General features: G+C 47.8%; 8 protein-coding genes. 5 read left to right on the forward strand and 3 right to left on the reverse strand.

Annotated elements, in window-relative coordinates; translation table 11 throughout:
• The first annotated feature begins 19 nt into the window (after positions 1-19).
• Complete coding sequence (locus MHI52_RS22635; RefSeq protein ID WP_405157663.1) at positions 20-373, forward strand: DoxX family protein; 354 nt, start codon at positions 20-22, stop codon at positions 371-373.
• A 125-nt stretch (positions 374-498) separates the two neighbouring features.
• Complete coding sequence (locus MHI52_RS22640; protein ID WP_405157664.1) at positions 499-2,448, forward strand: AraC family transcriptional regulator; 1,950 nt, start codon at positions 499-501, stop codon at positions 2,446-2,448.
• Positions 2,449-2,628: 180 nt separating this feature from the next.
• Here the strand turns inward: MHI52_RS22640 and MHI52_RS22645 are convergent, their stop codons facing one another.
• Together MHI52_RS22645 and MHI52_RS22650 are read right to left on the reverse strand one after the other, a co-directional pair.
• Positions 2,629-4,188 carry an exosporium glycoprotein BclB-related protein gene (locus MHI52_RS22645; RefSeq protein ID WP_405157665.1) on the reverse strand — a complete coding sequence of 520 codons (1,560 nt, stop codon included), beginning with the start codon at positions 4,186-4,188 and terminating at the stop codon, positions 2,629-2,631.
• Positions 4,189-4,222: 34 nt separating this feature from the next.
• Positions 4,223-4,582, reverse strand: coding sequence for a hypothetical protein (locus MHI52_RS22650; protein ID WP_036617491.1), 360 nt, complete (start codon positions 4,580-4,582; stop codon positions 4,223-4,225).
• A 902-nt stretch (positions 4,583-5,484) separates the two neighbouring features.
• Between MHI52_RS22650 and MHI52_RS22655 the strand changes: the two genes are divergently transcribed.
• Both MHI52_RS22655 and MHI52_RS22660 read left to right on the forward strand, forming a co-directional pair.
• Positions 5,485-7,419: a carbohydrate-binding protein gene (locus MHI52_RS22655; protein ID WP_405157666.1), complete on the forward strand. Its 1,935-nt coding sequence runs from the start codon at positions 5,485-5,487 to the stop codon at positions 7,417-7,419.
• A 33-nt stretch (positions 7,420-7,452) separates the two neighbouring features.
• The gene (locus MHI52_RS22660; RefSeq protein ID WP_076328168.1) at positions 7,453-9,516 is read left to right on the forward strand and encodes a family 43 glycosylhydrolase; all 2,064 of its coding nucleotides are present in this window, start codon (positions 7,453-7,455) and stop codon (positions 9,514-9,516) included.
• Positions 9,517-9,631: 115 nt separating this feature from the next.
• Here the strand turns inward: MHI52_RS22660 and MHI52_RS22665 are convergent, their stop codons facing one another.
• On the reverse strand, positions 9,632-10,168 hold the full coding sequence (locus MHI52_RS22665; protein ID WP_036617635.1) for an NAD(P)H-dependent oxidoreductase: 537 nt from the start codon (positions 10,166-10,168) through the stop codon (positions 9,632-9,634).
• 439 nt (positions 10,169-10,607) lie between these two features.
• Here MHI52_RS22665 and MHI52_RS22670 point away from each other — a divergent pair, with 439 nt between their 5' ends.
• Positions 10,608-15,578 carry a discoidin domain-containing protein gene (locus MHI52_RS22670; protein ID WP_405157667.1) on the forward strand — a complete coding sequence of 1,657 codons (4,971 nt, stop codon included), beginning with the start codon at positions 10,608-10,610 and terminating at the stop codon, positions 15,576-15,578.
• Positions 15,579-15,590: the final 12 nt, after the last annotated feature.

Here is a 15,590-nt window from a genome sequence, read left to right on the forward strand (position 1 = left end):
AGTGAGGGGATAAGAAAAGATGAATGTAACGTTATGGATCGTACAAATCATATTGGCGCTAGGTTTCATATATTCAGGATGGATGAAAACCATTCGTATCGAGTCGTCAAAAAAGACCTGGGCCTGGGTCAATGATGTGCCAAAAAGTCTAGTTATTTTGATCGGAATCGCGGAGCTACTCGGAGCGCTGGGCCTTGTTTTGCCTTGGGCGCTGAACATCACTCCGGTGCTTACGCCGATCGCCGCAATCGCTTTGGCTGTTGTTACACTGCTTGGAATGCTGTTTCATATTCGGCGTAAAGAGTACCGGGAGCTCGGCGTAAATATCTTTTTTATAGTTCTTGCGTTGACCGTAGCCTTTGGAAGACTATAAAGGAAACGGGGAACGTTCTGGAAAGTGACAAAAAGCCACTAATATTATTATATAATAACCTCACCACATAAAAGGCTGGCTTCAACAGCTCATGGAAGGAAGACAACTCTCTATTGAAAGCAACCTTGAATGTACAAGAACACATACTCATCTGGAATTGTGCATCGCTCAAAATCATGGATGTACGACATATTGTCATACAGGCCGACGAGTGCGTACATCCTTACCTGTTCCCTGCCAGCGCCTTTTTGTACGTAACGAATGGTAATGCAACCTTGATCTTAGACGGAAATGAGCATGCTACCAAACCATTTTATATGCTTCATGGGGGCAAAAACACCCGTCTGGACATCATCCCAACGGACGAATCCTTTCATTATTACCTGATTTTCTACAAAGCCTCCTTACCGCTACCTGGCAAGCAGCATACACTTCAACAACCGGATCAACCATTGCCATTCCACCTCCAGTACGGTTTTATTCCATATCATCCTGCCATCCTCTACGAAATCACTGAGCGAATGCTGGGCGAGTGGAATAAACCGGGACGCTTGGAGCGACTCCATACCAAAACACTATTCTATCAATTTGTATATGAATTGCTCAGACAAATGGATCAACAGCAGGTAAGCATTGTTAGGCCTAACCTTGCTTCTCAGCTTATTCGCTATATGCAGGAGCACTACGCCAAGCCGCTGACGCGGGAAACCCTCGCTCATACATTCCATTACAGCGTCCCTTATCTGTCCAAGTACTTCCGACGTGAAACTGGCGCAAGTCTAATCGATTACTTAATCGGTATTAGGATGAACAAAGCAGTAACGCTGTTGCAAAAGACCGAGTTATCTCTGCAAGAAGTCGCTGCAAGCGTCGGATATGCTGATGTATCCTATTTTATAAGAATGTTCAAAAAACATACGGGAGTCACACCAAAGCAATTCAAGGATAAGTCCGGACAAGTGACAAAAGGTTCTTATCGTCCTATCCTTAGGCTTCGATCATCCATTGCTCCGCGTAAACTCCGTCGTTATATTGATATCAGAGATGATAATCATTATCAACATAGCGAAAAAGGAGATTTACGGATGTATAGAAGCAAACTACCTGTAGGAATTACCCTACTGTTGTGCCTAACTCTATTGGTTAGCGCATGTTCCAGGCCAGCAAACACGAATGGAAGCACTGGCAGTACGCAAAGTCCAACTGTAGGTGCAGAGAGTAATATCAGTAACACCACAAACGGAAGCTCGGAGATGGTAACCTATTCTGCGGTTAACGGTGAAGTACAAATCCCCAAAAAACCTCAAAGGGTAGTAATGGTTGCAGGAGCCTTTACCGGTCATTTGCTAGCTCTTGGCCTTAAGCCTGTTGGAACTGGTGATGAGTCCTTTAACAGTTATACAGAAGGAAAGCTCGATGACGTTGTCAACATCGGTAACGATGTACCCTACGAGAAAATCATGGAGTTGCAACCGGATTTAATTGTCGTTTGGAATGACCCTGAAACGATCGAAAAGCTGTCCAAAATTGCGCCGACCGTCGCTGTTGAATATGGAATACCTCTACGGGAGCAATTGATGGATTTTGGCAAGATGACTGGTAGAGAAGAGCAAGCGAAGGCCTGGATCGCAGAGTGGGATGCTAAGATCGCTGAATATAAACCACTCGTGGAGCAAGCGGTAGGTGATCGCACGGTTTCGATTTTTGATACGGGAAGTGCCAAAGAATTTTATGCCTACGGGAGCTTTGGTAGAGGTGGAGATATTATTTATGGAGAGTTTGGCCTGAAGGCACCGCCGATCATTCAGAAGGAAGCCATCGATAGCGGCAAAGGTTGGGCCAAGTTATCACTTGAATTGTTACCACAATATGCAGGAGATTATATCTTTGTAAGTGGATGGACAGGTGATGAGAGTGGAGATTCCGTTTTTGAAGGTCCTATCTGGGATAACCTCCCTGCTGTCCAGAATAATCACGTTTATCGCGAGGAAAGCCGTGGCTTCGTGTTTAGTGACCCAATTTCGTTGGAAGCCCAACTTAAATTTGTCGTAGACAGCCTAACCAAAACAGAGTGAAATTGAGTAGGCCACGGTATGTACGAGGCGAGGAGCAATCCTCGTCTTTTTATGTTTTTGTATAGTCCTTATCTTTCATTTGAAGAGAGTTTGAAAACAAAAGCACACACATAAACAGGGACCTCTCACCATGTTGGCAAGAGTCCCTGTCTTTAAACTTGTTATATAGCCCATTTTCCGTTAAGTGATGGTAAGGCCGCCACTTGCATATCCCGCTACCGTTGTAGCCACATCAATTCCGGCTGTTACTGATGCTGAGAACACCATAAGCAGGCGGTCACCGGCAGATACCGGAATACTCAGTCCTGTAGTCACCCCGCTGGATATTGTGCCCAGTGCCAAAATGCCGGTCAGTGGAGGAGCTAAGGTTACCAATGCACCTGGTACAGCTGTAAAGGAGTTATTAGGTGTAGTGGATCGGAATAATTGTGCAGTTAAGGTTACTGTAGATCCAACCAAACTTAGTCCGGCTGTTGTGCTGAAATAAGCGGCCAGTGAAGTAATCGTTCCTGCACGCGATGCTGAGAAAGCAAAGTTAAGCAACGTGCCTGCAGCGCCTGTGAGATCAATAATTCCTCCGTTAACACTTACTCCGGTAGAACTGTTACCAAAACCAACTAAACTGGAAGTATTCAAAAGTCCACCCAAAACTGTAGTCAACACAACAGGAAGTCCTGATGCATAAGGAATAATTGTTCCAGAACCACTCGCACCCGTAGCCCCGGTTGTACCTGTTGTACCTGTTGTTCCTGTTGCTCCGGTTACTCCCGTTGTACCTGATGCGCCTGTTGCTCCCGTTACTCCGGTCGTACCTGCTGTGCCTGTTGCTCCCGTTACTCCGGTTGTACCTGCTGTGCCTGTTGCTCCGGTTACTCCCGTTGTACCTGGTGCGCCTGTTTCTCCTGTTGCTCCTGTTGTACCTGCTGTGCCTGTCGCTCCGGTTACACCCGTTGTACCTGCTGTGCCTGTCGCTCCCGTTACTCCCGTTGTACCTGCTGTGCCTGTCGCTCCCGTTACTCCCGTTGTACCTGCTGTGCCTGTCGCTCCTGTTACTCCGGTTGTACCTGATGCGCCTGTCGCTCCTGTTACACCCGTTGTACCTGCTGTGCCTGTCGCTCCTGTTACTCCGGTTGTACCTGCTGTGCCTGTCGCTCCTGTTACACCTGTTGTACCTGCCGTGCCTGTTGCTCCGGTTACTCCCGTTGTACCTGCTGTGCCTGTTGCTCCGGTTACTCCCGTTGTACCTGCTGTGCCTGTTGCTCCGGTTACTCCCGTTGTACCTGCTGTGCCTTGTGCTCCTGTTGCACCTGTCACTCCAGCTGTCCCTGGTGTGCCTGTCGCCCCCGTAGCCCCAGTTGCGCCTGTAGCTCCGTTGATGCTTGGGGTTTCACCCAGCAATTCGGAAGAAACCAAACGATGGGCTGTTACCAATGCGCCTGTGTTGCTCTTACCCCATACGGATACTTGAACAGGATCATTAACCGTCGCTGTTGTTGTAAAAGTAAACTCGAAGGCATCCAGATTGGCAAAATAGTTGTTGGTTACTATTTGATTAGGTGCGATGTCAAAAGACTCACTGACATACAGAACCCTCATTCCACCACTCATGTAATACCCTTGTATTTGTATGGTTGAGGTACTCACATCACTACGGTTATCAATTTTAACTGTAACTGTCTGAGTCGGCCTTACACCGCTAACAGCATTATTTTCTATTGGCCCTGTTGATAAAAAGCTCATCGCTACATCTCCTCTTTTGGGGATTTCTGATCTCCTAGATGTCATTAACTGTTTTTTCGTGCTCCACCACCCGGTGTGCATCTACCAATTGCCCAGAGGCTTGTTTGCCCCACACTGAAATCCCTACTTCCTCCACACCTTCCACGTCTGTTCCAAAAACAAACTCAAAAGCAGCTAAATCTGCAAAATAAGTTCTGGTCACTGCTTCATTAGGAGCAATACTGATTACTTCACTCACATACAGCGTTCTTGTTGTGCTTAGCACATACCCCTGAATGGATACTGTTACAGAATCCACCTCAGCCCGACTTACCAATCTAATCGTTACCTGTTGGGTCGGTCTAACCCCGGAAACCGGATTGTTTTCAATCGGCCCAGTTGACAAAATAGCCATTTTTCCCATCCCACCTTTATGAACCTCTGACTCTAGCAGTATTTGGCATAAGCTCACTCGATAGTAATATTCAAACACTCAATCAACGGTGTGGACAAAACACAGGGGGCAACCCACCATTATCACTTAACAACCTTTTACGCACAGGGCTTTGGCTATACAAAAACTGGATATGTACAACAAAGAGAAGAAATTATGCAATGTCAAAGTTGGTCAGCAAGTAAGAGTAGATTTTGTTATATAACCAGGATCGATTCCAGAAAAAAACGAAAATAACCGTTCCTCTGGTAGATTCCAGGGAAACGGTCACAGCTTAAGACGTCTTTTTCTCGTATCTAATTGTTGGCCGGGTAAAGCTATGCTTGAAAGTGTAGTTTTATAGAATATGAGATCGTATTTTACCATCAAGCCCAATGTTAAACACATAGAATAATCATTTTCTTCATCCTCTACTAAAAAATAGAAAAAGATTGTATTATCTTAAAATTGTGATATGATATCGTCAAGTTAATAAACATTTAAATGAAAATATGAAAGATAATTACATTTAAATGTGGCCAAACCTCTTTCTTCGCCAAATTTCAGTGTTCTAGCCCATTTTATTGAAAGCGATTACAAAAAGAAACCTGACAGATTATAGTTTTTCTAATCGCACCCACAGATGCAGGCTTACTTCGGGTTATAGCCACTCCCCTTGCTGCCGTGACCACGTACCCGGTGCACAGGTTGTCTGGCTTAAACCATACATGACAACATGAAGACTTATCCTAACAGCCAACCTAACCATTATTTCAAGAAGGGGGTGACATGAGGAAAATCTTTTCGTTTTTTCGGCATTTCATCATCTCAGCTATCCTGAATTTCAGCTCACCAACTAATCCAATCTCATGGAGGCGAAACGTATGATTCGTAAACCGCTAGTTTTGTTGTTGTCGTGTCTGCTAATCTTTGTCACCCTGCCCGTTGAATCGAGCCATGCAGCCAATGCAGCCGTTGCCAAACTTCCTGGAAACTCTAATCCCCTCATCGATCATAAACTGGGAGCCGATCCTTATGTGCTCGTCCATAACAATCGGGTCTATGTCTACATGACAGGTGATGCATATCTGTACAACAGTGACGGCTCTGTCCGAGAGAACCAGTACAGCACGATCGGGAAAATTAACGTCATCTCCTCAGCTGACATGGTGAACTGGACAGACCATGGTTCCATCCCGGTAGCAGGTGCGAATAATGCCAATAATGGACAAGGAATTGCCAAATGGGCTACTCAGTCCTGGGCTCCTGCCATGGCGAAGAAAACCATTGCTGGCAAAGAAAAGTTTTTCCTGTACTTTGCCAACTCGGGTGGAGGTATTGGCGTACTCACGGCTGATTCCCCCATTGGACCGTGGTCCGATCCAATTGGTCGTGCCCTCCTGACTCACGGTACACCGGGTATGTCCGGCGTAACATGGCTCTTTGATCCGGCTGTACTTGTCGATGATGATGGCTCTGCTTACTTGTATGCTGGAGGCGGCATCCCGAACGATACCAATGCTGCTTCCATTGCCAATCCCAAAACAGCTCGGGTCATTCGTCTCGGTGCCGACATGACCAGTGTGGTGGGCAGTGCTGTGACTATTGATTCTCCTTATATGTTCGAAGATTCTGGCATCCACAAGTATAACGGCAAATATTATTACTCCTACTGCATCAACTTCGCGGGAACACACCCCACTGCATATCCAAAAGGTGAGATCGGATACATGGTCAGCGACAGCCCGATGGGGCCTTTCACGTATAAAGGACACTTTCTGAAAAATCCCGGCACGTTCTTCGGTGTAGGCGGCAATAACCACCATGCCGTGTTCCAATTCAACAACGAATGGTATGTGGCGTACCATGCGCAAACGGTAAGCAAGGCATTCCTCGGTGATGGTAAAGGGTACCGTTCCACACATATCAACAAACTGACACATAATGCGGATGGAACAATCCAGGAAGTTCAGGGGAATATGACAGGTGTACCTCAGACCACTAACCTCAACCCGTATGTCCGCGTGGAAGCCGAAACCATTGGCTGGCAAGCAGGAATTAACACTGAACCGAGTCAAGCGAGCGGTGGACCTGTAGCCAATCAGAATGTCACTAATATTCATAACGGGGATTGGATCGCGGTCGGCAATGTTGATTTTGGCTCAGCTGGAGCCTCCAAGTTCAAGGCCAATGTCGCTTCTACCGGAAATGGCAACATCGAGGTTCGACTGGACAGTCCGACAGGCCCACTAGCTGGAACACTTAACGTAAGTTCAACTGGCGGTTCGCAAACTTGGCGCGAGATGGAGACCAATGTTACCAATGCTACAGGGGTACATCGTTTGTATCTGGTGTTTACAGGCTCGGGCAATGGAAATCTGTTCAAACTGGACTACTGGCAGTTCACATCCGGTTCGGGCGGCAACCCTAACCCAAATCCTAATCCCAATCCAAACGTTACCCGTTACGAAGCCGAGAATATGACGCTTGGCGGTCAATACGCTGGCGTAGTCAGTTCCCCTTTTAATGGAGTCGCTCTTTACGGGAACAATGATTATGCAGCATACAATCAATATTTTGCATTCCCAACCCATCAATTCTCTGTCCGCGGCGCTTCCAACAATAATAATACAGCCCGTGTTGATCTGGTCATCGGGGGTGTAACCGCTGGTTCTTTCTACTTCACGGGAACGGAGCCGACCGTTCAAACCCTCACCGGCATCACTCACGGTACAGGCAATCAGGAAATCAAGCTGGTCGTAACAACGGATAATGGCACTTGGGATGCTTACATTGATTATCTGGAGTACTCGCTTTAATTCCTAGGACATGATCAATTGGGAGGATAGAATATGTGGAAAAAAATCAGTGCTCTTCTACTCGCTCTTCCTTTGCTTATAACATCATTCCCTTTGACAAGTCCGGCATCTTCGGCCGCAACGTTCAGCAATCCGGTTATTTACGCGGATGTTCCTGACAGTGACGTCATTCGGGTAGGCAATGCATTTTATATGACAAGCACAACGATGCATATGAATCCGGGAGTCCCGGTCATGAAGTCTTATGATCTGGTCAACTGGAGCATCGTAAACTATGTATACGATACGCTTGGAAACGGGGATATACAGAATCTGAACAATGGACAAAACGAGTATGGGCGTGGTTCCTGGGCGAGCAGTTTGCGGTACAACAACGGTATATATTATGTGGCCTTTGGATCGCTTTCCACGGGCAAGACGTATATTTACCAAACCAGCAATATTGAAACAGGACCATGGACACCTTACACATTGAACAGTTATTACCATGACCCCTCCCTTTTGTTTGACGGGAATCGAACCTTTCTTGTTCATGGCAGTGATAACATCAGTATCGTTGAGCTGACACCTGATGCCAAAGCCGTTAAATCCGGCGGGCTCAATCAGGTCCTGATTCCAAACGCAAGCAGTGTTGCCGGCTCCAACATGATTGTAAAGGCAGAAGGAGCACACATTCAGAAGATCAATGGTATGTACTATGTATTCCTGATTGCCTGGCCTTCGGGTGATGGTCGCATTCAGCTTGCCTATCGTGCAAACACATTGACAGGTCCATACACAGGTAAAGTTGTACTCAGAGACTCGGGAATCGCCCAAGGAGGCATCGTGGATACCGCATCCGGCGCTTGGTACGGCTTGCTGTTTCGTGATAGCGGGGCCATTGGACGCATCCCCTATCTCGTTCCTGTGACGTGGTCTGATAACTGGCCTGTGTTTGGGGTGAACGGCAAGGTTCCCCTTAACATGAATATGCCCGTTGAAGGTCAGCCTGCTGCCAAAATCTACGGGTCCGATGAGTTCAACGCAACCACATCAGGCACACCCTCAGTAACGCAACTGTTAGTGAACGGCGGCTTTGAGGAAAGCAGCATTCAGCCGTGGACCAGCAACAATACTGCGAACATCACCGTAACAAATGCCGAAGCATTCAGCGGTACAAAAAGCCTGCTCGTCAGCGGCAGACAGCAGACAGCAGGCGGAGCCAAACAGATGGTTACAGGGAAGTTAGTACCGGGAGGAACATACTCTTTTTCGGCAAAGATCAAATACACTACTGGTCCTGCAACCAAAACGTTCAATCTTAGCATCCAGAACGGTGCAAGTTATACCGGAATTACCATTATGGGCAGTGCGACGTTAACCCGTGGACAGTGGGGTACCATTCAAGGTACGTATACCGTTCCGTCGAATGCAGACCTGTCCCAAAGCTTTATTTTTGTGGAAACACCGTATAACTCGAATCCGGACCCGACCAATGATTTGATGGCGTTTTATGTAGATGACGTCTCCCTGACGAGCAATTCATCTTCTGGTACATCCAGTCTCGGTACTTTCTGGCAGTGGAATCATAACCCTGATGCTGCCAACTGGTCCCTGCTCCAGCGGCCCGGTTTCATGCGGTTAACCGCAGGCAAAATCAGCAAAAACCTGTTAGAAGCCCGCAACACCCTGACACAACGAACCTTTGGTCCAAAAAGCACGGGGATGACCGCTTTGGATACAGCCGGCATGAAGGATGGTGATTATGCTGGACTTGCTGCTTTTCAGGCGAAATATGGTTTTGTCGGCGTAAAAATGACGGGCAGCACCAAATCCATCGTTATGGCTAATGCCAGTTCTGGCACCATGACTGAAGTAGCAACTGTGCCATTCAACCAGAACAGAATCTATCTCCGCGTCATCTGTGATTTTACGAACCAAACCGACAAAGCCTACTTTGCTTATAGCCTGAATGGCAGCAACTGGACAACCATTGGCAATACACTTCAAATGTCTTACACCCTGCCACACTTTATGGGATATCGGTTTGCACTATTCAATTATGCAACGAAGTCTACCGGAGGATATGCAGATTTCGATTATTTCCGCGTAGAATAAATGTAGTTTTATTCGGTTATTAATGTTTCGTTTATTGATCAGGACCTGGACTTCACCATGTGTGGAGTCAGGTCCTTTTCAGTACATTTTCTATGAAGAGCTTCACCTTTTAACTTCAAAAATCCCGGAACTGCTTTATATAACGCATGTATTCTTCAGCACTTCGGTTAATCTCTTCATCCGTAGCCTGGAACGAGGCACCATAGACTGCATAATGCGGCAGCGCCTGAACCCCTACATGATTCATGCTTGCTACGAAGGGTGCAACAAGTTCCTCTACGCTGTAACCGATGGAACCATCTTTCGCATAATTCTCCTGCTTATCCCCTATGGACATGGCCAGACCCATCCGCTTTCCCTTCAATCGATTACCTTTCGATCCGTACGCCCATCCATGGGTAAACACGTCATCAAACCATTTCTTTAGCAACGGTGGGTAACTGTACCAATATAACGGGAACTGCAACATCATATGATCATGCGTCTCCAGCAACTCTTGTTCTCGGCAAACATCAATCTTCCAATCGGGATAGGCCGAATATAATTCGTGAAGAACAATATCATCTGTATGCTGCAACAACTCCTCCTTCCAGCGACGATTGACTCTTGAACTTTCGATATCGGGATGTGCCAGAATAACAAGTGTTTTCATCATAAGTTCCTTTCTTCCCATCCAGGGTGTTGGTTTCTTTAATTGAATATGGACTTACAGAATATGGCGTTACCGCCAACACCATCGTGGATGTCATGTGTGCTTGGGGGAGGGACAATATTGCTCTCAGGCAACAACGGGGCGAAGATATCGTATTGTTGGAGAACAACGATTCCGTATCTTGATTTCACAGTTGCACATTCCCCATACATTATGTAGGACATATGTCTCTTTTTCCACGAAAACGATTAAAAAACCTTTATATTCCAGACAAAATGATCGATATACAAAATGGGACACCTGAATATCCCGTGTTGAGCATTGGATTCACATCTCACAAAAGCAACACGGGAAACAAAATGATACATACGGTCGCGAGTAAGAGAAGAAGAGAAGCTCTGCCTGGTGAGATGGCAAGGGCTAACAAAGGAGTAGTCATATGAAGGTACGAACGAGTCAAAGAGGAAAAACACGCAACATCTACATGAACTTGCTGTTATCTGTTCTGTTGTTGATTAGCAGCATCCCGCTGTGGCCGGTCTCAAAAGTGAACGCCGCAGATGAGGAACATCATCTGTTATCCCTGAACCGGCCTGTGTACAGTTCCTCATCTCTGGGCGGCAATACGGCAGATCTTGTAGTTGACGGCAACAAAAACAGCCGCTGGGAAAGCATATGGCAGCAAGATCCGCAGTGGATCTATGTTGACTTAGGCACGGTGGCCTCCATCTCGGGCATCTCCATCCAGTGGGAAAATGCGTATGCTTCCGCCTTTGATCTGGAAGTATCCAACGACGAGGTCAACTGGCAGTCTGTTTACTCGACAACAAAGGGGCAAGGCGGCCTGACAGAAATTGAGGTCACAGCGGAGGCACGATATGTGCGCTTGTTCAGTCATCAAAGAGCACAGCCAGCCTATGGCGTCTCTGTATACGAATTCAATGTATATGGGACGGGCGGAGCAAATCCACCTCCCAAACCATTAGCAATGAACCTTGCACTAGGACAACTGGTTACAGCGTCTTCGGAAGAAATTGATGAGCCCAGCCGTTCAGCCGAGGATAAAGCCAAAATGGAAAAAGGGAATTACGAAGCACGGAATGTAACGGATGGCCGTCCGGATACACGCTGGTCTTCCATCTACAAGGATCAGGAATGGATTGTTGTAGACCTTGGACTAATCCGGGAGATCGGGAACGTATCCCTACAATGGGAAAACGCTTTTGGACGTGCATACGATATTCAAGTATCAAATGATGCAGACCAGTGGACTACATTATACCGGGAACTGCACAGCGACGGTGGACGGGATGAGATTCCGGTATACGCCGAAGCACGATATGTGAAATTAGCCGGACTTGGCAGAGGAACAACCAACGGATACTCCCTGTACGCATTCGATGTCTACGAGTATATCGAAGGCGATGCCAAACCTGTGCATACAATTCCGAATATCCCTGAACCGTCCTCGGTAAAGGTAGGTTCCGGGAGTTACGCTGTAAATGACATCACCATGCTGCAGCCGAAAAACCCGAAAAATCGCACGGCTGACATCACAGCGCCCCTCCCTTCCAATGACTGGTGGCAGTCTATTCTTGTATCCGATCTGGGGGATGGCAACAGTCTGGTCACACTTCCGCTTAAAAGTAGATATACCAAACAAGGACTTCAACTTCTGAATCCCGGAGCTGGTTACGTTTCGGCTGATGGCGGTTCTATGGACGCTGACGGTGAACCGGATCTGATCATGAGCACCAGCAATATGAACCCGGCGGAGGTAAATACCAAGGTGGCGGGATATGGGGATTATTCCGCAACGATCATCATGAGCGATGATGACACAGCCAAAATGAATACCACGTTTGTGAAAGGTTCCCCTTTCCTGTACAACACCTTCGATAACCCGGATACCATTATTGTTCGTTCTCCCAACATCACACGTCTCTTCGATGATCAGAACCGTGAAATTGTTCTGAATGATGGAGAATCGCTGACGGCCGATCATATCGGTGTTGAAGTAACCAATCAGGACAGAGCGCCCACGCCTCAGACCTTTACAAGAAACTACGGGATCTTTGCACCTGAAGGAACCGTATTTATGAAACTTGGCAATACGCTCAAAATCAAGCTGGGCCAGAGCGAAGACTATCTGTCACTGGCTACCCTGCCGTCCGCGGCAGAACTGTCTTATTATTACCGGCATGCCTACGCCTTTGTAACCGATACAACAGTGGACTACAATTATAATGAGAGCACTTCACTGGTAACGACTACCTTCAACTCGGTAACCCGGACGAAGCGGGCAGGCTTTTCATCCGAGACAGTGATGGCCTTGTTGCCGCACCAATGGAAACTAGCGACTACTCCGGTTACGGAGCTTGCTTACCCTTCCATTCGCGGCATGATGAAAGTAAGTGAAGGCAATACGTTTACGACACAAGATCGATTCTATGGAATTATTCCGCAATTTGTGGAGCCAGATGATCCAACCTACTCGCGTGCACAATTAATCAGCTATCTGGATCAGCTTGACGCGGATACGGCAGGCAATCTGATGAGCGAGGATCCTTACTGGCAAGGGAAAAAGCTTCATCCGCTTGCGCTGGGTGTGCTCATCAGCGACCAGATAGGAGATACGGTACGACGAGAAAACTATCTGTCCCTGCTTCGAACCATTTTGACAGATTGGTATACCTATTCGCCGGACGAACCTTTGCACTCGTATTATTTTTATTATTCGGATGAATGGGGAACCATCTTCCCTTACGGTAGCGGATTTGGTGTTAATACCGGATTGACAGATCATCATTTCACCTACGGTTATTACGTTTTTGCATCGGCTGTACTGGCCACATATGACAAAACATTCTTGCAAGATTACGGCGACATGGTTGAGCTTCTGATTCGGGACTATGCCAATCCTTCACAGACAGATGATCAGTTTCCATGGCTTCGCAATTTTGACCCGTACGCTGGTCACTCCTGGGCAGGTGGTTACGCCGATAATCGCAGTGGGAATAACCAGGAGGCCGCAGGAGAAGCGCTCTTTAGTTGGGTCGGCCAATATATGTGGGGTGAGGTGACAGGCAACAAAGCCTATCGCGACACCGGGATCTGGGGCTTCATGACCGAAGAGAAAGCTGCCGAGCAATACTGGTTTAACTATGACGGGGATAACTGGCTGGAGGATTACCAACACGCTACGGTAGGTCATGTGTACGGCAGCGCCTACCTGTATGGAACGTACTTCTCTAATGAGGCGGAGCATATTTACGGTATTCACTGGCTGCCGCCAGCGGAATGGATGACCTATTATGGACGTGATCCGCAGAATACTAAGGCTCTCTACAATGGTCTCATTAAGGACCTGGGTGTTCAGCAGGAGCGCACATGGCAGCATATTATCTGGCCATTCCAGTCCATTGGAGACCCGCAAGGTGCTCTAGCCAAATGGAATACGAGTGAGATGCAGCAAAATGAAGTCTTTAACGCGTACTGGTTCATGCACAGCATGGCTTCTACGGGAACACGCACGATGGATATATGGGCAGATGATCCGGCAGCAACCGTGTATGAAAAGGACGGCGTCTATACAGCGCAAATCTGGAATCCGTCCGACACTGTCAAAACAGTTCATTTCTACAATGCCCATGGCGCTTTGGGTTCGGCTACCGTGTATGCCAAAGCGCAAGTAAAGGTTAACCCGCTGGAACATTCCGTCGTTAAACAGCCGGATGCCTCTCAGGGTGTAGTCTATCTCGATCGGAGCCAATGGACCATTACGGCATCCTCCAGTTCGGAGCCGGTAGAGCGCATGGTGGACGGTGATCTGACTACACGCTGGTCATCCGGACAGATTCAGAAGCCTGGCGATTGGCTGCATATCGATCTGGGTGGCGAACAGTTTATGGATACGGTATTCATGAACTCCGGCAACAACGGCGGTGATTATGCTCACGGGTACGAAATCTACGTATCCAAAGATAACGAGAACTGGAGCGAGCCTATCGCAGAGGGAGCAGGAACATCTCCAAGTCTGTCCGTTGATTTGGGCATGCAAACCGCCCGTTATGTCAAAATTGTATTGACTTCCTCTGCAGACAGCTGGTGGTCGATCTCTGAACTCAAGCTTGCCCGATTTGGCAAACTTGAAGCAACACCAGAGCTCCCACAGCCCGTAGCGCCTCCAGATCGCTCTTCATGGATCGTAACCGCCTCCTCTACTCAAGGAGCAGATGTTACAGCCAACATGCTGGACGGAAGTTCAGATACACTATGGACAAACGGTAGGAAGCAAACCAAAGGACAATGGATTACCATTGACCTCGGCCAAAAGAGTTTTTTCGATGCCATAGAATTGGACCCGGGCCATGCGAAAGAAGACTATCCGAGACAGTATCGGATTTATGTCTCGGATGACGGTGAACACTGGGGCACATCCATTGCGGGCGGCGAAGGCACGCCTGGACGCATGTCCATCACTTTCCCTGAACAGCAAGCACGTTATGTGAAAATGGTGCAGATCGGGGATTCCGATCAATGGTGGACGATCTCCGAGTTGTTTGTTCATCATAATGGAACGGGCAAACAAAAGAGGCTGCTGCCAGATGGCTGGTCCGTGACAGCTTCCTCCGGAGACGATGCAGTGGCTATACTCGACGGCTCGGACCAAACACGCTGGACCTCCGGTCAGACTCAAACAGGCGGCGAATGGATTCAGCTTGATCTGGGAGCCTCGCAGCCAGTGAATCGGATTGTGCTGGACAGCGCGCACAGCCGGGAAGACTTTGCTCGCGGCTATGAAATATATACTTCTCTGGATGGAGAGCATTGGGGAAAAGCCTTGGCTTCGGGTGAAGGATCAGATGCGCTACTTTCTATCGCTTTTACACCGCATGAGGCACGTTATATTAAGGTCGTACAGACAGGCACCGATTCTCATTGGTGGTCCGTGGCTGAATTAGAGGTCTATACCGCTGATCAGACACCTTGGATATCCGGGGAACAGGATCATCTGTTACCTGCTGAACTGGATCGAACATCATGGACAGCGACTGCCTCCACCTCTGAAGATGTTGCGGCGATGCTCGATGACGATCTGAATTCACGCTGGACCTCTTCATCTGGTCAATATGCCAATCAATGGGTCCAGATTGATCTGGGAAGCAAGCAGAGCTTCAGCCGCTTGACAATGGACTCAGGCAGCAGCAGCAACGATTATGCTCGCAACTTCCAGTTTTTCACTTCTGAGGATGGCGAACGTTGGGAAGGGGTTACGGAAGCACTGGGAACAGGACCTGTCATCTCACATACGTTCTCCAGACAAACGGCGCGATACATCAAAATTGCCTTGACCGCGGACACTCCCGAGTGGTGGTGGTCCATCGCCGAGTTAAAACTTTACCATTAATGTCATCATGAT

The sequence above is a fragment of the Paenibacillus sp. FSL H8-0283 genome, assembly GCF_045040675.1.
Lineage (GTDB): Bacteria > Bacillota > Bacilli > Paenibacillales > Paenibacillaceae > Paenibacillus > Paenibacillus amylolyticus.

What these genes read in the sequence shown, in the direction of transcription:
- MHI52_RS22635 (WP_405157663.1), top strand. Translation starts at nt 20, where the DNA reads ATGAATGTAACGTTATGGATCGTACAAATCATATTGGCGCTAGGTTTC.
- MHI52_RS22645 (WP_405157665.1), bottom strand. Translation starts at nt 4,188, where the DNA reads ATGAGCTTTTTATCAACAGGGCCAATAGAAAATAATGCTGTTAGCGGT.
- MHI52_RS22650 (WP_036617491.1), bottom strand. Translation starts at nt 4,582, where the DNA reads ATGGCTATTTTGTCAACTGGGCCGATTGAAAACAATCCGGTTTCCGGG.
- MHI52_RS22655 (WP_405157666.1), top strand. Translation starts at nt 5,485, where the DNA reads ATGATTCGTAAACCGCTAGTTTTGTTGTTGTCGTGTCTGCTAATCTTT.
- MHI52_RS22660 (WP_076328168.1), top strand. Translation starts at nt 7,453, where the DNA reads ATGTGGAAAAAAATCAGTGCTCTTCTACTCGCTCTTCCTTTGCTTATA.
- MHI52_RS22665 (WP_036617635.1), bottom strand. Translation starts at nt 10,168, where the DNA reads ATGAAAACACTTGTTATTCTGGCACATCCCGATATCGAAAGTTCAAGA.
- MHI52_RS22670 (WP_405157667.1), top strand. Translation starts at nt 10,608, where the DNA reads ATGAAGGTACGAACGAGTCAAAGAGGAAAAACACGCAACATCTACATG.